Source organism: Pseudoalteromonas shioyasakiensis, assembly GCF_001550135.1.
Taxonomy (GTDB): Bacteria; Pseudomonadota; Gammaproteobacteria; order Enterobacterales; family Alteromonadaceae; genus Pseudoalteromonas; species Pseudoalteromonas shioyasakiensis.
Genome location: NZ_LRUE01000014.1, coordinates 267,250 through 283,114, shown reverse-complemented (window position 1 = coordinate 283,114; position 15,865 = coordinate 267,250). Strand labels below are relative to the sequence as shown.

Here is a 15,865-nt window from a genome sequence, read left to right as displayed (position 1 = left end):
ACAGCTGTGTACTATTGAGGAACTCGAACCCAGCCTTCCATTAATACACGTGCACTTCGGCTCATACTTGCTTTTGTGACTTGCCAATTGCCATCAACAAGTGTTGCAGCAGCGCCGACTTTTAAAGTGCCAGAAGGATGACCAAAGTTTACTTCCTGACGCTCACCACCACCTGCAGCAAGGTTTACCAAGGTACCAGGAATAGCAGCTGCAGTACCTATTGCAACCGCAGCCGTGCCCATCATGGCATGGTGCAACTTACCCATCGACATAGCACGTACTACTAAATCAATATCGGCTTCGTTTACAACTTTACCGCTTGATGCATGATAAGTTTTAGCTGGTGCAACCCAAGCTACTTTTGGCGTATGTTGACGTGCCTTTGCTTCATCAATATGAGAAATTAACCCCATTTTCAACGCCCCATAGGCGCGAATCGTTTCTAACTTTTCAAGTGCCGATGCATCACCGTTAATGGCTTCTTGAAGCTCTGTGCCATCGTAGCCAACTTCACTGGCGTTAATGAAAACTGTAGGAATACCCGCATTGATCATCGTTGCAGACAACATACCAATACCCGGCACCTCTAATTCATCGACTAAGTTACCTGTTGGAAATAAGGCCCCTTCGCCATCTGCAGGGTCCATAAATTCAAGTTTCACTTCAGCGGCTGGAAAGGTCACGCCATCAAGCTCAAAATCACCAGTTTCTTGCACTTCACCGTTAGTAATTGGCACGTGCACTATGATGGTTTTACTAATATTGACTTGCCATACTTTAACTTCAACAACGCCGTTCTCTGGAATTTTGCTGGCATCAACAAGACCGTTTGACACAGCAAAGGCCCCGACTGCTGAGGTTAAATTACCGCAGTTACCACTCCAATCAACAAACGCCTTATCGATAGCAACTTGACCAAACAGATAATCAACATCGTGATCAGCTTTAGCGCTTTTCGATAAAATCACCGTTTTACTGGTGCTTGAGGTTGCACCGCCCATACCATCAGTTTGTTTTTGGTAAGGATCGGGGCTGCCAATCACACGTAATAACAGGTTGTCGCGCGCCTCACCTGCCACTTGGGCAGGCTCAGGTAAGTCAGTTAAGTTAAAGAACACCCCTTTACTGGTGCCGCCACGCATATACGTCGCTGGCACCTTAATTTGTGGTTTAAACGCCATCGCTTAGTGCTCCTCAGATTCTAAGAAATCTTGCGCGAAACGTTGCAGTACACCACCCGCTGAATAAATTGACACTTCTTCAGCGGTATCTAAACGGCACGTCATTGGTACTTCAACGATTTCACCATTGGCACGGGTAATCACTAGTGTCAATGTTGCGCCTGGTGTTGGCTCACCTTTGACACTAAAACTCTCACTACCATCAATACCTAGCGTAGTTCGCGTCGTGCCTGCTTTAAACTCAAGCGGTAATACGCCCATACCAATTAAGTTAGTGCGGTGAATACGCTCAAAGCCCTCGGCTGCAATCACTTGAACACCAGCTAAGCGAACACCTTTTGCAGCCCAGTCACGTGATGAACCTTGACCATAATCGGCACCTGCCACAATGATAAGCGGTTGTTTGCGCTCCATGTAGGTTTCGATAGCTTCCCACATACGCGTCACTTTGCCTTCTGGTTCAATGCGAGCATATGAACCTTGCTTCACTTCACCATTTTCTTTAACCATTTCATTCAATAACTTAGGGTTAGCGAATGTAGCACGCTGTGCTGTTAAATGGTCACCTCGGTGAGTAGCATACGAGTTAAAATCTTCTTCTGGGAGACCCATTTTAGCCAGGTATTCACCAGCAGCACTTGACGCTAAAATCGCATTCGAAGGTGATAAGTGGTCAGTAGTGATGTTGTCGCCCAACACAGCTAACGCACGCATATCACTCAGAGAGCGTTCACCCGCTAAAGCGCCTTCCCAATAAGGAGGACGGCGAATATAAGTACTTTGTGGACGCCATTGGTAAAGCGGGTCGTTGTCTTCACCGTAATCTACACTTAAATCAAACATTGGCTCGTAAACCTTTTTAAACTGCTCAGGTTTAACACTTTGTTTGATCACCGCATCAATTTCTTCATCTGATGGCCATAAATCCATAAGGCGAATTTCGTTGCCTTGTTGATCATGCCCTAATACATCTTTTTCGATATCAAAACGAATAGTACCGGCAATAGCATAAGCAACAACCAGTGGCGGTGAAGCTAAGAATGCTTGTTTAGCATAAGGGTGAATACGACCATCAAAATTTCGGTTACCCGACAGTACAGCCGTTGCGTATAGGTCGCGGTCAATCACTTCTTGCTGAATTTTTGGATCAAGCGCACCACTCATGCCATTACAGGTTGTACACGCAAAAGCGACAATACCAAAGCCAAGTTGCTCAAGCTCAGGCAACAAATTAGCTTCTTCTAAATAAGACTTAACCGCTTTAGAACCCGGTGCCAGTGATGTTTTAACCCATGGCTTACGAGTTAAACCTTTAGCGTTGGCATTACGCGCAAGTAAACCTGCAGCAATAACGTTGCGTGGGTTACTGGTATTAGTACAACTTGTGATTGCTGCAATGATACAGGCGCCATCTGGCATTAAGCCTTCTTCATTCTCAACAACGCCAGTGATACCCGCTTTATCAAGATCGCTAGTTGCAACACGGCGATGTGGATTCGAAGGGCCCGCAATATTGCGACCAACTGATGATAGATCAAAGGTTAACACACGCTCATATTCAGCCGTTTTAAGGCTATCACTCCAAAGGCCAGTCTCTTTTGCGTATGTTTCGACTAGTTTAACTTGCTCTTCTTCACGACCAGTTAAACGTAGATAATCAAGTGTGTTGTCATCGATGTAGAACATCGCTGCTGTTGCGCCAAACTCTGGCGTCATATTAGAAATAGTTGCTCTATCACCTAGGGTAAGTGCATCAGCACCTTCGCCATAAAATTCAAGGTAGGTCGACACAACTCTTTCATTACGTAAAAATTCGGTGATCGCTAATACAATGTCGGTTGCAGTAATACCCGGTTGTGGCTTGCCTTTTAGTTCAACACCCACAATGTCAGGTAAACGCATGTAAGATGCACGGCCAAGCATCACGCTTTCAGCTTCAAGACCACCAACACCGACTGCAATAACACCTAGCGCATCGACCATAGGTGTGTGGCTATCTGTACCAACTAATGTATCTGGGAATGCCACGCCATCACGTTTTTGGATCACAGGTGACATTTTCTCTAAATTGATTTGATGCATAATGCCGTTACCCGGCGGGATCACATCAATATTTTTAAATGCTGTTTTCGTCCAATTAATAAAGTGGAATCGGTCATCGTTACGACGGTCTTCAATAGCACGGTTTTTTTCAAATGCGTCAGGTTCAAAACCTGCGTGTTCAACCGCTAATGAATGGTCAACAATTAACTGTGTTGGTACCACAGGGTTCACTTTTGCAGGATCGCCGCCTTTTGCAGCAATAGCATCACGCAGACCTGCTAAATCAACTAACGCTGTTTGACCTAAGATATCGTGACACACAACGCGCGCAGGAAACCATGGAAAATCTAAATCACGCTTGCGGTCAATTAACTGCGACAGTGCATCATTTAGCATTTCAGGATCACAGCGACGAACTAAGTTTTCGGCAAGTACTCGCGATGTGTAAGGAAGTGTGGCATAGCTGCCTGGTTTAATTGCATCAACAGCAGCGCGAGTATCAAAGTAATCGACTCCGGTGCCTGCTAATGGTTTTCTAAAATTTGTATTCATGATGATTCTACTTGTACTTGGTGACGGTGAACAAAGATGGGCTGATTGTTTTTGTATTTATTTCGCCCCTTCATAAAGGGGCAGCTAAGCTACCCCTATCACTGATTTAATTACGATTAACGCTCAGAAATTGGCGTATAGCTACGCGCTTCTGGGCCCGTATAATCTGCACTTGGGCGAATAATACGGTTATTAGCACGTTGCTCTTTCACGTGTGCTGTCCAACCTGTTACACGGCTCATCACGAAAATTGGCGTGAATAACTTAGTTGGGATACCCATGAAGTGATACGCAGATGCATGGAAGAAATCAGCATTACAGAATAATTTCTTTTCACGCCACATAACTTCTTCACAGCGAACAGACACAGGATAAAGCACATCATCACCCACTTCTGCTGCCAGTTTTTCTGACCACTTTTTGATGATCACGTTACGTGGATCTGATTCACGGTAAATGGCATGACCAAAGCCCATGATCTTGTCTTTACGTTCAAGCATGCCCATCAGCGCATCTTCAGCTTGGTCTGCACTTGTGAAGCCTTCAATCATATCCATAGCCGCTTCGTTCGCACCACCATGTAATGGACCACGTAAGCTACCAATCGCACCCGTTACACAAGAGTGAATATCAGACAATGTTGATGCACACACACGCGCAGTGAATGTTGATGCATTAAACTCATGCTCTGCATAAAGAATTAAAGACACATTCATTACTTGCTCAAACAGTGCTGATGGTGCTTCGTCATGTAATAAACGTAAGAAGTGTGCACCTACCGAATCATCATCTGTTTCAGTTTCAATACGAACGCCGTCATGGCTAAAACGATACCAGTAACAAATAATGCTTGGGAATACGGCAACTAGGCGATCAATCGCATCATTCGCTTCTGAGAAATCTTGCTCCATTTCCAGGTTACCTAGCATAGAACAACCAGTGCGCATTACATCCATTGGGTGCGCGTCTTTAGGAATGTTCTCAAGCACTGTTTTTAGTGCATCTGGTAAACCACGTAGTGATTTTAACTTTGCTTTATATTCAGTCAGCTCAGACTCTGTTGGTAATTCACCACGCGACAGTAAAAAAGACACTTCTTCAAACTGCGCTTTATCTGCTAATTCACTAATATCATAACCACAATAAGTTAAACCTGAACCTGACTTACCTACTGTACACAGTGCTGTTTCACCTGCTACTTGACCACGTAAACCTGCGCCGCCTAATGCTTTATCTACCATGAGTGTTCTCCTTATATGTTGTCGTTATGATTTTTTAGCTGAGAAAAGGTTATCGAGTGTGTTTTCATATGAGTGATAATCTAAAAACTCATATAATTCCGCACGTGTTTGCATATTGTCTACTTGGCTTTGTTGTGAGCCCTCGCTAAGAATAGACGAATACACATTAAGTGCAGCTTTGTTCATCGCTCTAAATGCACTAAGTGGATAAAGTACAATTTCAACACCCACTTCGCTCAATTGCTCTTTTGTATAAAGTGGTGTTTGACCAAATTCGGTGATGTTCGCAAGAATTGGCACATTTAACGCTTTAGCAAACGCTTGGTAATCTGCTAAATCATGCACCGCTTCTGCAAAGATAGCGTCTGCACCAGCTTCAACACACGCTGCTGCGCGGTCAATCGCTGCATTTAAGCCTTCTTTTTGGAATGCATCAGTACGCGCCATAATGTAAAAATCACTGTCTGTTTTGGCATCAACCGCAGCTTTAATACGGTCAACCATTTCATCTTTAGACACGATCTCTTTATTAGGACGGTGACCACAACGTTTTTGTGCTACTTGGTCTTCAATATGGAAGCCTGCTGCGCCTGCTTTGGTCATTTCTTTAACGGTACGAGCAATATTAAAAGCACCGCCCCACCCTGTGTCAGCATCAACAAGAAGCGGTAAGTCGGTAGCGCTGGTGATTCGACGAATATCTTCAAGTACATTATCAAGGCTAGTCATACCTAAATCTGGCATGCCGTATGATGCGTTAGCAACACCCGCACCTGAGAGGTAAAGTGCTTGGTGACCGGTTTTCTCTGCCATCATTGCGCAGTACGCGTTGACGGTGCCAACCACTTGTAATGGCTTGTTGTTGGCGATTGCCTGTTTGAACTTTAATCCTGCTGACATTGGATAACTCCTATCTTTGAACGGTTTCAGCTCTTTGGCTGACTCTATTTTTTAAATCTAAATTGTGACTGTTTAACTACCGCGCTACTGATTTTTTGCTGCGAGTAAGTCAAACTTAGTCTGAATATTTGCCTGAGACGCACTAATATGGCGCTTCATAAGCATTTCGGCTAATTCACCGTCATGGTTTTCAATGGCATTAATAATAGCCAAGTGTTCATCAAACGCTTTTGATACACGTGGCCCTACCATCCCCATTTGTACACGGTACATACGAATTAACTGGTACAACTCATTACATAAAAGATGAATTAAGTGTGCGTTTTTCGACCCTTTAATAATGCGATAATGAAAATCAAGGTCGCCCGCTTCTTGGTAGTATGATTCACCTTCTTTTACACGCTGTGTTTGTAAGTGCTGGTTCAATAACTGTTTTAAACCCTGCACTTCTTCAGGTTCCATGTTGTCGGCAGCTAACCGACAAGCCAGCCCTTCTAAGGCACTACGAACCTGATAGACTTCGATTAAACGCTCTGCGGTTAGCGCAACAACACGACAACCGACATTTGCTTTACGCTCTACCAAATAACAGCTCTCTAAACGATTTAGCGCCTCACGTAAGGTGGCACGGCTTACACCATAGCGTTTAGCAAGTTCTGGCTCAGAAATTTTGCTACCCTGCTCAATGGTGCCTTGGACAATTTCACGACGCATGTCGACAAACACTTGGTCTGATGCAGTTGTTATCGTGATATCGTTGTAGTTATCGTTGGCTTTTTGCTCTGTCATAATAGGTCTATCAAAGTACTAAATTAAGATTGTCGACAATTTGTGAGTTCACTATGCGCCCTATCATTGCATGTGTCAACCTTGAGAACGGAAAAACAGACTAAAAAACCATCAAAATGTCGACATAAAATGATATTTACCAAAAATAATGGCTATAAAGAACATTTATATTGGTAATATGTCGACACTTCAATCTCGCTCTTAAAAAGCTAAAAATATCCCCCGATAGCGCTATAAATGGTATGATCCAGCTAATATTACGTGATGTGAGAGCCATTTAGTGGACGCTAATACATATATTCCTGACTCATTTATTGATGATGTAAAAAGCTACCTTCCTGAACATTTATCATTAGACGATTTTATTGCAGCCTGTCGCCGCCCACTTAGACGATCTGTTCGCGTAAATACTTTAAAAATGTCAGTCGCTGAATTTCAGCGTCAATGCGCCAAAAAAGGATGGGAATTAACAGCAATTCCATGGTGTGAAGAAGGATTCTGGCTAACACGTCCTAGCGACGAAGAAGCGGCCCTTGCCATCGGAAATACCGATTTACACTTAAGTGGTGCTATGTATGTGCAAGAAGCCAGCTCAATGTTACCGCCGGTAGCACTGAGAGCCGAAGTTCAGCAAAGCGATGCGGTACTTGATATGGCATCGGCACCGGGATCAAAAACATCACAAATCGCTGCCATGATGGATAATAGTGGCGTGTTAGTGGCCAATGAATTGTCATCGTCACGCTTAAAAGTATTAGCAGCAACCCTTAAACGTTTGGGCGTAGGTAATTGTGCATTATCACATTTTGACGGTGTGATCTTTGGGGATTACATGTATGAGTGCTTCGACAGTATTTTGCTAGATGCCCCGTGTTCAGGTGAAGGCACGGTTCGTAAAGATGCAGACGCCTTAAAAAATTGGTCAATTGAATCTAATATTGATATTGCTGCTGTGCAAAAAGCCCTTATAAAAAGTGCCTTTTATGCCCTAAAGCCTGGCGGCACATTAGTTTATTCGACCTGTACTTTAACACCGCTTGAGAACCAACAAGTGTGTGAGTATCTATTAGCAGAGTTTCCTGATTGCATCGAGGTACAATCACTCGATACCCTGTTTGATGGCGCAGACAAAGCAACAACCAGCGAAGGTTATTTACATGTTTGGCCGCAAACTTACGACAGTGAAGGTTTCTTCATCGCTAAATTTAAAAAAATAGCGTCAAGCAATAAACCTAATCAAAAAGTTAAAAAAGGCGCATTTCCGTTTGCTGAGTTTGATAAAAAGCAAAGCCAAGCGTTTATGCAAACAATTAAAAAACAGTTCGGTCTAAAATCACTCAAAGGCACGTTAATGCAGCGTGATAAAGAGCTCTGGTTGTTTCCTGATGGCTTTGATGAACTGCAAGATAAAATTAAATACTCACGTTTAGGTATTCAACTTGGTGTGATCCACAAAGGTGGTGTTCGCTTAACTCACGAGTTTGCCACTGTCTTTGGCCAAGATTGCGATAAAAATACCTTTGAGATGTCTGCTTGCCAAGCAAACGATTACTTTAATGGTAAAGATATTAGGCTCGAAAAACCAACGCAAGATAATGGTGAAGTAGTTTTAATGTTATGTGGTTGTCCGGTAGGCTTAGGTAAGTGGCAAAAGAATAAAATTAAGAACTCTTTACCTCGCGATTTAGTCCAAAATACCCAGTTGATAACTTGGGTATAAGTTGCGCATAAAGACTGTATAAATAAGGCGCTAATTTAGGTAAAAAGCTGTAACAGACTGATTTTAAACTAGTATAAAATTTGTACATTTACCGTGCAATTTCCTGCTGATTAACTACACTTAAAAGTACTTTCTACTTCTCCCTACTGAATTTAGAAGGTGTTTTTTTATAGTTAGCGCAGGCTCACACGAGCCACCCCCTAAGCCCAGAACAATGCGGATTCGTTCTGGGCGTTTTTTTATTCAAAAGTCGCATAGCAAAGCATTAGCCTTTTTGATTTCATTGTAAAAACAATGATAAAGGATTGATTATGCTTAAACCCTTGTGCGTCGTACTACCATTTTTAATAAGCTGCCAAACTCTGGCAAAAAGCAGTGACTACCTAGGCTTTGACTACCCTAATAAGGCTAAAAATGCTGTCAGTATCACTTTTGATGATGCAAGACATAGCCAAGTTGATACCGGTTTAGCGCTTTTAAACAAATACCAAATAAAAGCGACATTTTATGTATCCCCTTTTAACGTAAAAGAACGTGTTGAAAAGTGGCAAATGGCTGTAAAAACAGGTCACGAAATTGCTAATCATACGGCAAGCCACTTGTGTACCGGCAACTTTGAATGGCTTCGTGAACTTGGGGTGTCGCTTGAACAATTTACGTTAAAAGAAATGGAGCAAGATATCTTAAAGGGGCAAGACTATATAAAAGCCACACTCAACGTGACACCAACCGCTTTTGCCTACCCTTGCGGTAACACCTTTGTTGGCCGTGGTGCAAATACTAAAAGTTATGTACCGTTAATAGCCAAGCACTTTAAAACAGGTCGAACTTGGCTCGACGAAACGGCGAATAACCCCAACTTTACAGACTTTTCGCAGTTAACTAGCTTACCCATTGATGGGCTTACTTTCGAAAAAATTAAAAAAACCATAGAGCAGCACCGAACTAACAATAGTTGGATCATTCTGGCTGGCCACGATATTGGCAAACGAAATCAGTACACTACAGGCACCGACACCCTAGAGCAGCTCATAGTTTATCTACAAGATCCTAAAAATGGTTTTTGGTTAGATACAGTAAGTAATGTTGCTGACTACGTTGAGGCGAATCGCAAAGCAATCGATTAATTATCGTTTAAATCAAATTCAGTTATTTGGTTATCAGCGTGAATAAGTTCATATTTAGCAAGCAAACCGTCATTGAGCTCAATTAAGCTGATAGCCGCATTACTGACCAAATACTTTTGTCCTTCGCCTATGGTTTGGTGTTTATCAACTTCCATTTGCCAACGTTTAGTGAAAAAGTTAAGTGGGCTTTTCGGGGCATATAAAATTGAGTCGAGCTTATCGAGTACATTAATAAGTTTGCGTGGGAACTCATTTTTAATACCACTGGCGGTTAACTGCCAAATCCGGTTTTTATGTTTACCAAAGCGCTTTTGCACTGAAAAACAAAATGAATAATGAACATCACCAGAGAGGATCAAGGTTTCTTTTGGTGTATCTTCACGGCGAAAAGTATCTAACAGCTTTTTAGCAGAACCTTCATGGGCCATCCAGTTTTCAACATCAACCAACAAAGGTTGCCCACAAAAATTAAAAATCGCTTGGATTGCTTCAATCGATTTAACACCAAACACTGGTGCTGGAGATACAATAATCACTTTATCGTGAGACAATAAGCTTTCTTCTAATTCGGTGAGCCTTTCCCAATCAAGTAAACCAGATGGTTCATTGAAGTTTTGCTCATTACGCCAGCGATGGGTTCGGGTATCGAGCACCACAACTTTGGGGATGGTATTAAGCTCGTAATGCCAATGGTTAAAATTGAGTATTAGCTTATCAAAGTCGTTAAAATGCCAGCTCTGTTGTTGCAGGCTTTGTTTAAAACTGGCTAATAAAGACAGCGAGTTATCACCTGCATCATTACCAATCCCCTGCATTAACCAATAACTAATCAGGCCATTATTTACAATACGACGGCTAGCTGGGTGCTGATAAATAGCTTGCTCCCAGCCTGCGGTTAAATTCCAATCATCGGTGACATCATGATCGTCAAACATCATTAATGTCGACACATTGGCGAATAACCTTTCAACGCTTTGAAGACCCTTTGCAAAACCAAGCAGTGCATCTTTTTCAAGTTTAAATAGATTAGCGTATTTAGGGGCTAATGCTGGGCATTCAATTGACTCGAACTCAATTAGCTGCCAAGTAACCGCGCTGAAGTTTAATAAATAAAGCGCTATAAATTCTTGAAAATGGATTAAGTGGTTTTCAGCTTTTAAGCTTGAGAAGTGCGGCTCATCTTTTTTTAGCCAATAACCAACACCAAATTTGCTTCGTTTCTGCCAAGGCACTTTGGGTAAGTGTAAATGGCGCTGATAAAGTTGCTGCTCAAACTCTTCTGGTAAATCTAAATCAAGCGCTGGCTCTTGAAACACACCAAATAGACTAATCACTTTTTCAATCGCGAGCAGCATAGGCCCTGCGACATCATCCGCATATATTTGGTCGCCAGATAACAATAATAAGTCAGCACCTGCATTAAGAGATTGGCGCTGATCATTTTGCCAATTATCTGCAGCAACAAGGCTGTCTTTTGCAGGGTGATGAGGGTTGCGACAAGAGCCATGCAGAATTCTATCGAGTCTATTTGGGATCACAAATGCCGGAGATTCGGCACGTTCATAGCAATAAGACGATAAATCAAGGCTTTTTTCTTCATCATGTAATGAATAGTAGGTCAGTGAATCAACTGCAAACTGGCCACTGACTGGCATGACATTAATGAAATTTAAGTAAAGGTGTTGCCCTAATTGGATTGATTCTAGGCTCGAGAATGTTTCAACACCTTTAAACTCTATTCGGTATTGGCAAGGCCTAGTTGTAACAAATTGAAAGCACACTCGCCCTGCATCTGCTCGGCGTACCATTGGCCCCATTACTAACTGAGGTAAATTCGATACGCCGTGCACTATTACGCCCTTTTAGCCTGATTGAACAACGAATAAAAGTTGTTAGTTGTTGCTTCAGCTAATTCGTTAAAAGTAAGTCCTTTTAACTCAGCGATGTAATAAGCGACATCTTCAACATAGGCTGGTTGGTTTGTTTTACCACGATATGGAACAGGCGCTAAATACGGTGAATCTGTTTCGATTAGTAAACGATCTAGCGGAATTTGCTTTACAACGTCTTTTAACTCTACGGCATTTTTAAACGTAACAATGCCCGAAATCGAAATATAAAAGCCCATATCAATGGCTTTTTTGGCCATTTCCCAATTTTCTGTAAAACAATGCAATACACCGCCACAATTCTCGGCATTGTGAGCGCGCATTAAGTTAATAGTGTCTTCTCTAGCGTCACGTGTATGAATAATAAGCGGCTTATTTAGCTCATTGGCAACGTCGATATGACCAACAAAACTCTCTTGCTGAACAATATGGGTGTCTTTTGAGTAATAGTAATCAAGACCGGTTTCGCCAATAGCTACCACTTTGTCGTGGCTTGCAAGTGAAATAAGCTTTTGCTTATCGAGTGCGTCTTTTTGATCAAGTGGATGCACACCGCATGATGCAGAAACATCTGGATAGTGTTTAATTTTATCCAGCATACTTGGGAATTGATCTAAAGTTACGCTTACACATAAAAAGTGTTCTACTTTCTTTGCACGAGCATTATCGAGTACTTGGTCTAAGTCTAAGTCGAGTTTATCAAAATCTAAACGATCTAAATGACAATGAGAATCTACAATCATGGTACTACTTTTATTACATGGTATAGGTCGGATTGCCGGAGTTTAACATAGTACCGAGTAGTTTTTCGATTTTCGCATTCAAATTGGTTTTATCGTCGATAAAATTAACACCGATACCTGGTGGGTTTGAGCTTTGTGCACCTTGCGGTGTGATCCAAGCAACTTTACCTGTTACTACATCATCCTCTAGTGCATCTGGTAATGTAACCTTTAAAGCCAATGAATGACCCATTTCAAAGCGCATATTAGTGCGAACAAACAAACCACCATTTTTTAGATAAGGCATGTAACAGCGATATAATTCTTCTAAGTCTTCAATATCTACTAATAATTCTTGCACGATACTTCCTAATTTTGGCTTTCACGTAAAGTAAACGCTAATTTTGAAATGGCTAGTTCCAAGTTTAAACCAAGCACATGTGAACTGTTATAAAGAAACTCTGAAATTGCAGATTGTGCTTTCTGATAATTGAAAAAGTCCATTCCTAACACTAATTGCGTTTTAAGATGCTCTGTTAAGAACAAAGCAAATACATTAACCAAGCTATGATCTTTATTAAGGATGTCGACTAACGCACTGAAATTATGGCTGTCTTTTATCTCAGTTGCAAATTTATAAAGAGAATCGACAGCTTCAAGTTGGTTGTCATTTTGCCACTGCTTAACAAGAAGTGGCTGCCTAGCGAATAACTCTAACCATGAATAATTAGCAATATTTAATGATGCTAACCATTTTTTCGTATATTCAGAGTTAACTTTTATTTCGTGTACGGCACAGCGACTTAAAATTGTTGCAGGTAGTAATGCTGTTTGTTCGCACGTTAACAATAAATAACGGCGCAAACTTGGCTCTTCAAGGGTTTTTAATAAAGCATTAGCAGCTGCAGTGGTCATTTTATGACACTGTTCAAGCACCACTACTTTGTTACCATTTTGCGCCGCTGAATGGTTGATAAAATCACTGATCTCACGAATTTCATCAACGCCTATTGTTTGGCCTTCCACCTTTACAACGCGTTTATCAGGGTGAGTACCCGCTTGATTAAGTTGACAGCTTTTACAATTGCCACAGGCTTTTAAATTTACAGGTGACGTGCAAAGTAAGCCATCGGCGAGCGATTCGACTAAACATTGTTTGCCAACACCTTTATCACCGTTAAATAGCTGAGCATGATGAAAGCGTTGCTGTGCAAAACTTTGCGCTAGTTGCTGATAAAGCCCTTCAAGCCACGGCAAAGGCATATTAATTTAAACCTGCAAAAAAGTTATCAAGCACGGTTGTGATTGCCGCATGTACTTCTGGCATTGTTTGGTTTGCATCCACTGTTTTGATACTGCTATCAGTTTTAGCTATTTCAAGGTAGCGTGCGCGAGTGCGCTCAAAAAAGCCTAATGCTTCTTGTTCGATACGATCAAGTTCACCACGGCCTTTTGCACGGGCAAGACCCACAGCTGGGTCAATGTCTAAATAAATAGTTAAATCAGGCTTTAAACCATTTAGCACCATATCAGCTAAAAAAGAGAGTTTAGTTTGTTCAATACCACGACCACCACCTTGATATGCTTGTGATGAAAGATCATGACGATCACCTAAAACCCAAGTGCCCTTTTCAAGTGCCGGATTAATAACATTAGCAACCAATTGTGAGCGTGCTGCATACATGATTAACAGCTCTGTTTCACCCGTCACTGTTTCTTGGTGAGCCTGTTTGACGATATTACGCAGCTCTTCAGCCATAGCTGTACCGCCAGGCTCACGTACATTAATAAAATCGACTTGCTTGTTTTCTAAATAAGCTTGGCATACGGCAATAGCCGTTGATTTTCCGGCCCCTTCTAGGCCTTCAATCACTATAAATTTCGCTGTCATATGACTCAATTCTGGTTGTTAGTTTAATTGGTACTGCTTTACCGCTCGATTATGTTCTTGCAATGTTTTCGAAAATTGATGGCTGCCATCCCCTTTCGCAACAAAATACACATATTCAGACTCAGGTGGATTAACCGCGGCCAAAATCGCTGCTTTCGAGGGCATGGCTATGGGTGTTGGCGGCAAGCCTTTTATCTTATACGTGTTATACGGTGTATAGGTTGTTAAATCTTTTCGTTTTATATCGCCATCAAAATCAGCACCAATACCATAAATAACCGTTGGATCGGTTTGTAAGCGCATATTGGTTTTTAAACGATTGGTAAATACCGCAGAAATTAGTGGTCGCTCAGAAGCAAGGCCCGTTTCTTTTTCGATGATAGAAGCCAGTATTAACGCTTCATACGGTGAACTTAATACTAAATCTGCTGCTCTAGTTTGCCATGCAGCGTCTAATTCCTGCTGCATTTTGCTGTATGCGCGTTTTAATACGCCGCTGGCAGTATCTTCACTATGGTAGTGATAGGTGTCAGGGAACAACCAGCCTTCTAAATTTTCTTGTGTGCTACTTATCTGCGTCGCTAAATTTTCTGTGTCTAAGTCTTGTGTTAAATGTGCTTGTTTTTGGATATTAGCAACAACGTCACGAAGTGGCTGACCTTCAATAATTGTGAAGCTAAAGCTCACTTGTGCACCTTGATTGATACGACGAATATTATCAATAACGGCGCTTGTATCTAGTTCATAAAGACCCGCTTTTAAATCGGTAAGCGTAGGATCTAATTTTGCGAGTACCTGAAATTTAAAGCAGCTATCAACCCACTGCTTTGTTTGCCATGCTTGGCAAAGCTGATTAAAGCCAGTGCCACGTTCTACTTTAAATAAAGTACTGTTTTCAACTTTTAACGGCATTTTTAATGCTGATTGAAGCTGTTGATAGCCAATACCACAACATAGCAATGCTAATAACAGCACGCTAACAATGACTTTTATCACACACTCTCCTTGGCAAACTGCGCCGTTAATAGCGCTTTACTGCATTCAATATCAAACTGTGTATCAGCAATCCGTGCAACGGGAACCACGCCCATTAAACTGTTACACATAAATACGGCATCCATAGCTAAAAGCTCATCGAATTGGATTGCTTTAAATTCAATGGCTAACTTATCACATAAAGCGCTGAGATAAACCCCAGTGATACCGCAGCGGTCTAACTTAGGTGATATAACTTGACCGTCTTTAATAGCAAAAATATTTGCAGCAGAGCACTCAATCACATTGTTATCATAATCAAGTACAACAACGTCATCACATTCAAGGCTGCTCATTTGCTTTTTGATAAGCACTTGCTCTAAACGGTTCAATGTTTTTAAGCCTGCAAGTAAAGGTTGATGTGCAAGTTTCACGTCGCTGACCGCTAGGTTTACACCCTGCTGTTGCCAACTTTTATAGTGTGAAACTGCAGGCATGATACTGATCAACACTTGGATACTTGGTGTATCTGGTAAGCCATAACCACGCCCACCTGCACCACGGGTGATAACTATTTTTAAAATACCGGTTTGTGTATCAGTGATTGCGTGGTTAACTTCACGCTCAATTGCTCTTAAATCTAATTCGGGGAAAAATAGTCTTTGCGCGCATTCTTCTAAACGCGCTTTGTGTAAACCCCAGTGCTCAACGACAGAATTCACCACAGAGGCCGTGGTAAAAAAGCCGTCACCATAATTTAAGCCACGATCTTGCGCGCTTATTGTGGTGTCTGGTGTGATTATTTTTATTGTTTGTTTTAATTTACTCATACAAA

At 41.7% G+C, this 15,865-nt stretch carries 14 protein-coding genes; 2 read left to right on the top strand and 12 right to left on the bottom strand.

Features of this window, described 5'->3' with window-relative positions; genetic code table 11:
- Positions 1 to 11: 11 nt before the first annotated feature.
- The 5 genes from prpF to PASHI_RS08525 all read right to left on the bottom strand — a co-directional run bounded on the left by prpF (position 12) and on the right by PASHI_RS08525 (position 6,706).
- Positions 12 to 1,181: a 2-methylaconitate cis-trans isomerase PrpF gene (prpF, locus tag PASHI_RS08545; RefSeq protein ID WP_062565269.1), complete on the bottom strand. Its 1,170-nt coding sequence runs from the start codon at positions 1,179 to 1,181 to the stop codon at positions 12 to 14.
- Between the two features lie 3 nt (positions 1,182 to 1,184).
- Positions 1,185 to 3,776: a Fe/S-dependent 2-methylisocitrate dehydratase AcnD gene (acnD, locus tag PASHI_RS08540; RefSeq protein WP_062565268.1), complete on the bottom strand. Its 2,592-nt coding sequence runs from the start codon at positions 3,774 to 3,776 to the stop codon at positions 1,185 to 1,187.
- Positions 3,777 to 3,892: 116 nt separating this feature from the next.
- Entirely contained in the window at positions 3,893 to 5,017 is a 1,125-nt protein-coding gene (gene prpC / locus PASHI_RS08535) for a bifunctional 2-methylcitrate synthase/citrate synthase (protein ID WP_062565267.1), read from the bottom strand.
- Between the two features lie 24 nt (positions 5,018 to 5,041).
- A complete protein-coding gene (prpB, locus tag PASHI_RS08530; RefSeq protein WP_054561375.1) occupies positions 5,042 to 5,917 on the bottom strand; it encodes a methylisocitrate lyase in 876 nt (291 codons plus the stop codon).
- Positions 5,918 to 6,001: 84 nt separating this feature from the next.
- Positions 6,002 to 6,706 (bottom strand): GntR family transcriptional regulator, encoded by a 705-nt coding sequence (locus PASHI_RS08525; RefSeq protein WP_054554723.1) that lies wholly within the window; start codon positions 6,704 to 6,706, stop codon positions 6,002 to 6,004.
- Between the two features lie 280 nt (positions 6,707 to 6,986).
- Here PASHI_RS08525 and rsmF point away from each other — a divergent pair, with 280 nt between their 5' ends.
- Together rsmF and PASHI_RS08515 are read left to right on the top strand one after the other, a co-directional pair.
- Positions 6,987 to 8,426 (top strand): 16S rRNA (cytosine(1407)-C(5))-methyltransferase RsmF, encoded by a 1,440-nt coding sequence (gene rsmF / locus PASHI_RS08520; protein WP_062565266.1) that lies wholly within the window; start codon positions 6,987 to 6,989, stop codon positions 8,424 to 8,426.
- Positions 8,427 to 8,737: 311 nt separating this feature from the next.
- On the top strand, positions 8,738 to 9,553 hold the full coding sequence (locus tag PASHI_RS08515; RefSeq protein ID WP_062565265.1) for a polysaccharide deacetylase family protein: 816 nt from the start codon (positions 8,738 to 8,740) through the stop codon (positions 9,551 to 9,553).
- Here the strand turns inward: PASHI_RS08515 and PASHI_RS08510 are convergent.
- From PASHI_RS08510 to pabC, 7 genes are read right to left on the bottom strand one after another with little or no spacing between them, the layout of a single operon-like run.
- Positions 9,550 to 11,370 (bottom strand): alkaline phosphatase D family protein, encoded by a 1,821-nt coding sequence (locus PASHI_RS08510; protein WP_062565374.1) that lies wholly within the window; start codon positions 11,368 to 11,370, stop codon positions 9,550 to 9,552. The two genes, PASHI_RS08515 and PASHI_RS08510, sit on opposite strands and share 4 nt — an antisense overlap.
- A 35-nt stretch (positions 11,371 to 11,405) precedes the next feature.
- Positions 11,406 to 12,185 (bottom strand): TatD family hydrolase, encoded by a 780-nt coding sequence (locus PASHI_RS08505; protein ID WP_062565264.1) that lies wholly within the window; start codon positions 12,183 to 12,185, stop codon positions 11,406 to 11,408.
- 13 nt (positions 12,186 to 12,198) lie between these two features.
- A complete protein-coding gene (locus tag PASHI_RS08500) occupies positions 12,199 to 12,525 on the bottom strand; it encodes a PilZ domain-containing protein (RefSeq protein ID WP_054554720.1) in 327 nt (108 codons plus the stop codon).
- An 8-nt stretch (positions 12,526 to 12,533) separates the two neighbouring features.
- Positions 12,534 to 13,427, bottom strand: a complete 894-nt coding sequence (locus tag PASHI_RS08495; RefSeq protein ID WP_062565263.1) for a DNA polymerase III subunit — start codon at positions 13,425 to 13,427, stop codon at positions 12,534 to 12,536.
- Between the two features lies 1 nt (position 13,428).
- A complete protein-coding gene (tmk, locus tag PASHI_RS08490; protein WP_054561369.1) occupies positions 13,429 to 14,055 on the bottom strand; it encodes a dTMP kinase in 627 nt (208 codons plus the stop codon).
- Between the two features lie 18 nt (positions 14,056 to 14,073).
- Positions 14,074 to 15,051 carry an endolytic transglycosylase MltG gene (mltG, locus tag PASHI_RS08485; RefSeq protein ID WP_062565262.1) on the bottom strand — a complete coding sequence of 326 codons (978 nt, stop codon included), beginning with the start codon at positions 15,049 to 15,051 and terminating at the stop codon, positions 14,074 to 14,076.
- A complete protein-coding gene (gene pabC / locus PASHI_RS08480; RefSeq protein WP_062565261.1) occupies positions 15,048 to 15,860 on the bottom strand; it encodes an aminodeoxychorismate lyase in 813 nt (270 codons plus the stop codon). The genes mltG and pabC overlap by 4 nt, the downstream gene beginning before the upstream one ends.
- Positions 15,861 to 15,865: the final 5 nt, after the last annotated feature.

Bases quoted from the DNA above. Each gene is read 5' to 3' on its own strand.
- prpF (WP_062565269.1), bottom strand. From the start codon at position 1,181: ATGGCGTTTAAACCACAAATTAAGGTGCCAGCGACGTATATGCGTGGC.
- acnD (WP_062565268.1), bottom strand. From the start codon at position 3,776: ATGAATACAAATTTTAGAAAACCATTAGCAGGCACCGGAGTCGATTAC.
- prpC (WP_062565267.1), bottom strand. From the start codon at position 5,017: ATGGTAGATAAAGCATTAGGCGGCGCAGGTTTACGTGGTCAAGTAGCA.
- prpB (WP_054561375.1), bottom strand. From the start codon at position 5,917: ATGTCAGCAGGATTAAAGTTCAAACAGGCAATCGCCAACAACAAGCCA.
- PASHI_RS08525 (WP_054554723.1), bottom strand. From the start codon at position 6,706: ATGACAGAGCAAAAAGCCAACGATAACTACAACGATATCACGATAACA.
- PASHI_RS08515 (WP_062565265.1), top strand. From the start codon at position 8,738: ATGCTTAAACCCTTGTGCGTCGTACTACCATTTTTAATAAGCTGCCAA.
- PASHI_RS08510 (WP_062565374.1), bottom strand. From the start codon at position 11,370: ATGGGGCCAATGGTACGCCGAGCAGATGCAGGGCGAGTGTGCTTTCAA.
- PASHI_RS08505 (WP_062565264.1), bottom strand. From the start codon at position 12,185: ATGATTGTAGATTCTCATTGTCATTTAGATCGTTTAGATTTTGATAAA.
- PASHI_RS08495 (WP_062565263.1), bottom strand. From the start codon at position 13,427: ATGCCTTTGCCGTGGCTTGAAGGGCTTTATCAGCAACTAGCGCAAAGT.
- tmk (WP_054561369.1), bottom strand. From the start codon at position 14,055: ATGACAGCGAAATTTATAGTGATTGAAGGCCTAGAAGGGGCCGGAAAA.
- pabC (WP_062565261.1), bottom strand. From the start codon at position 15,860: ATGAGTAAATTAAAACAAACAATAAAAATAATCACACCAGACACCACA.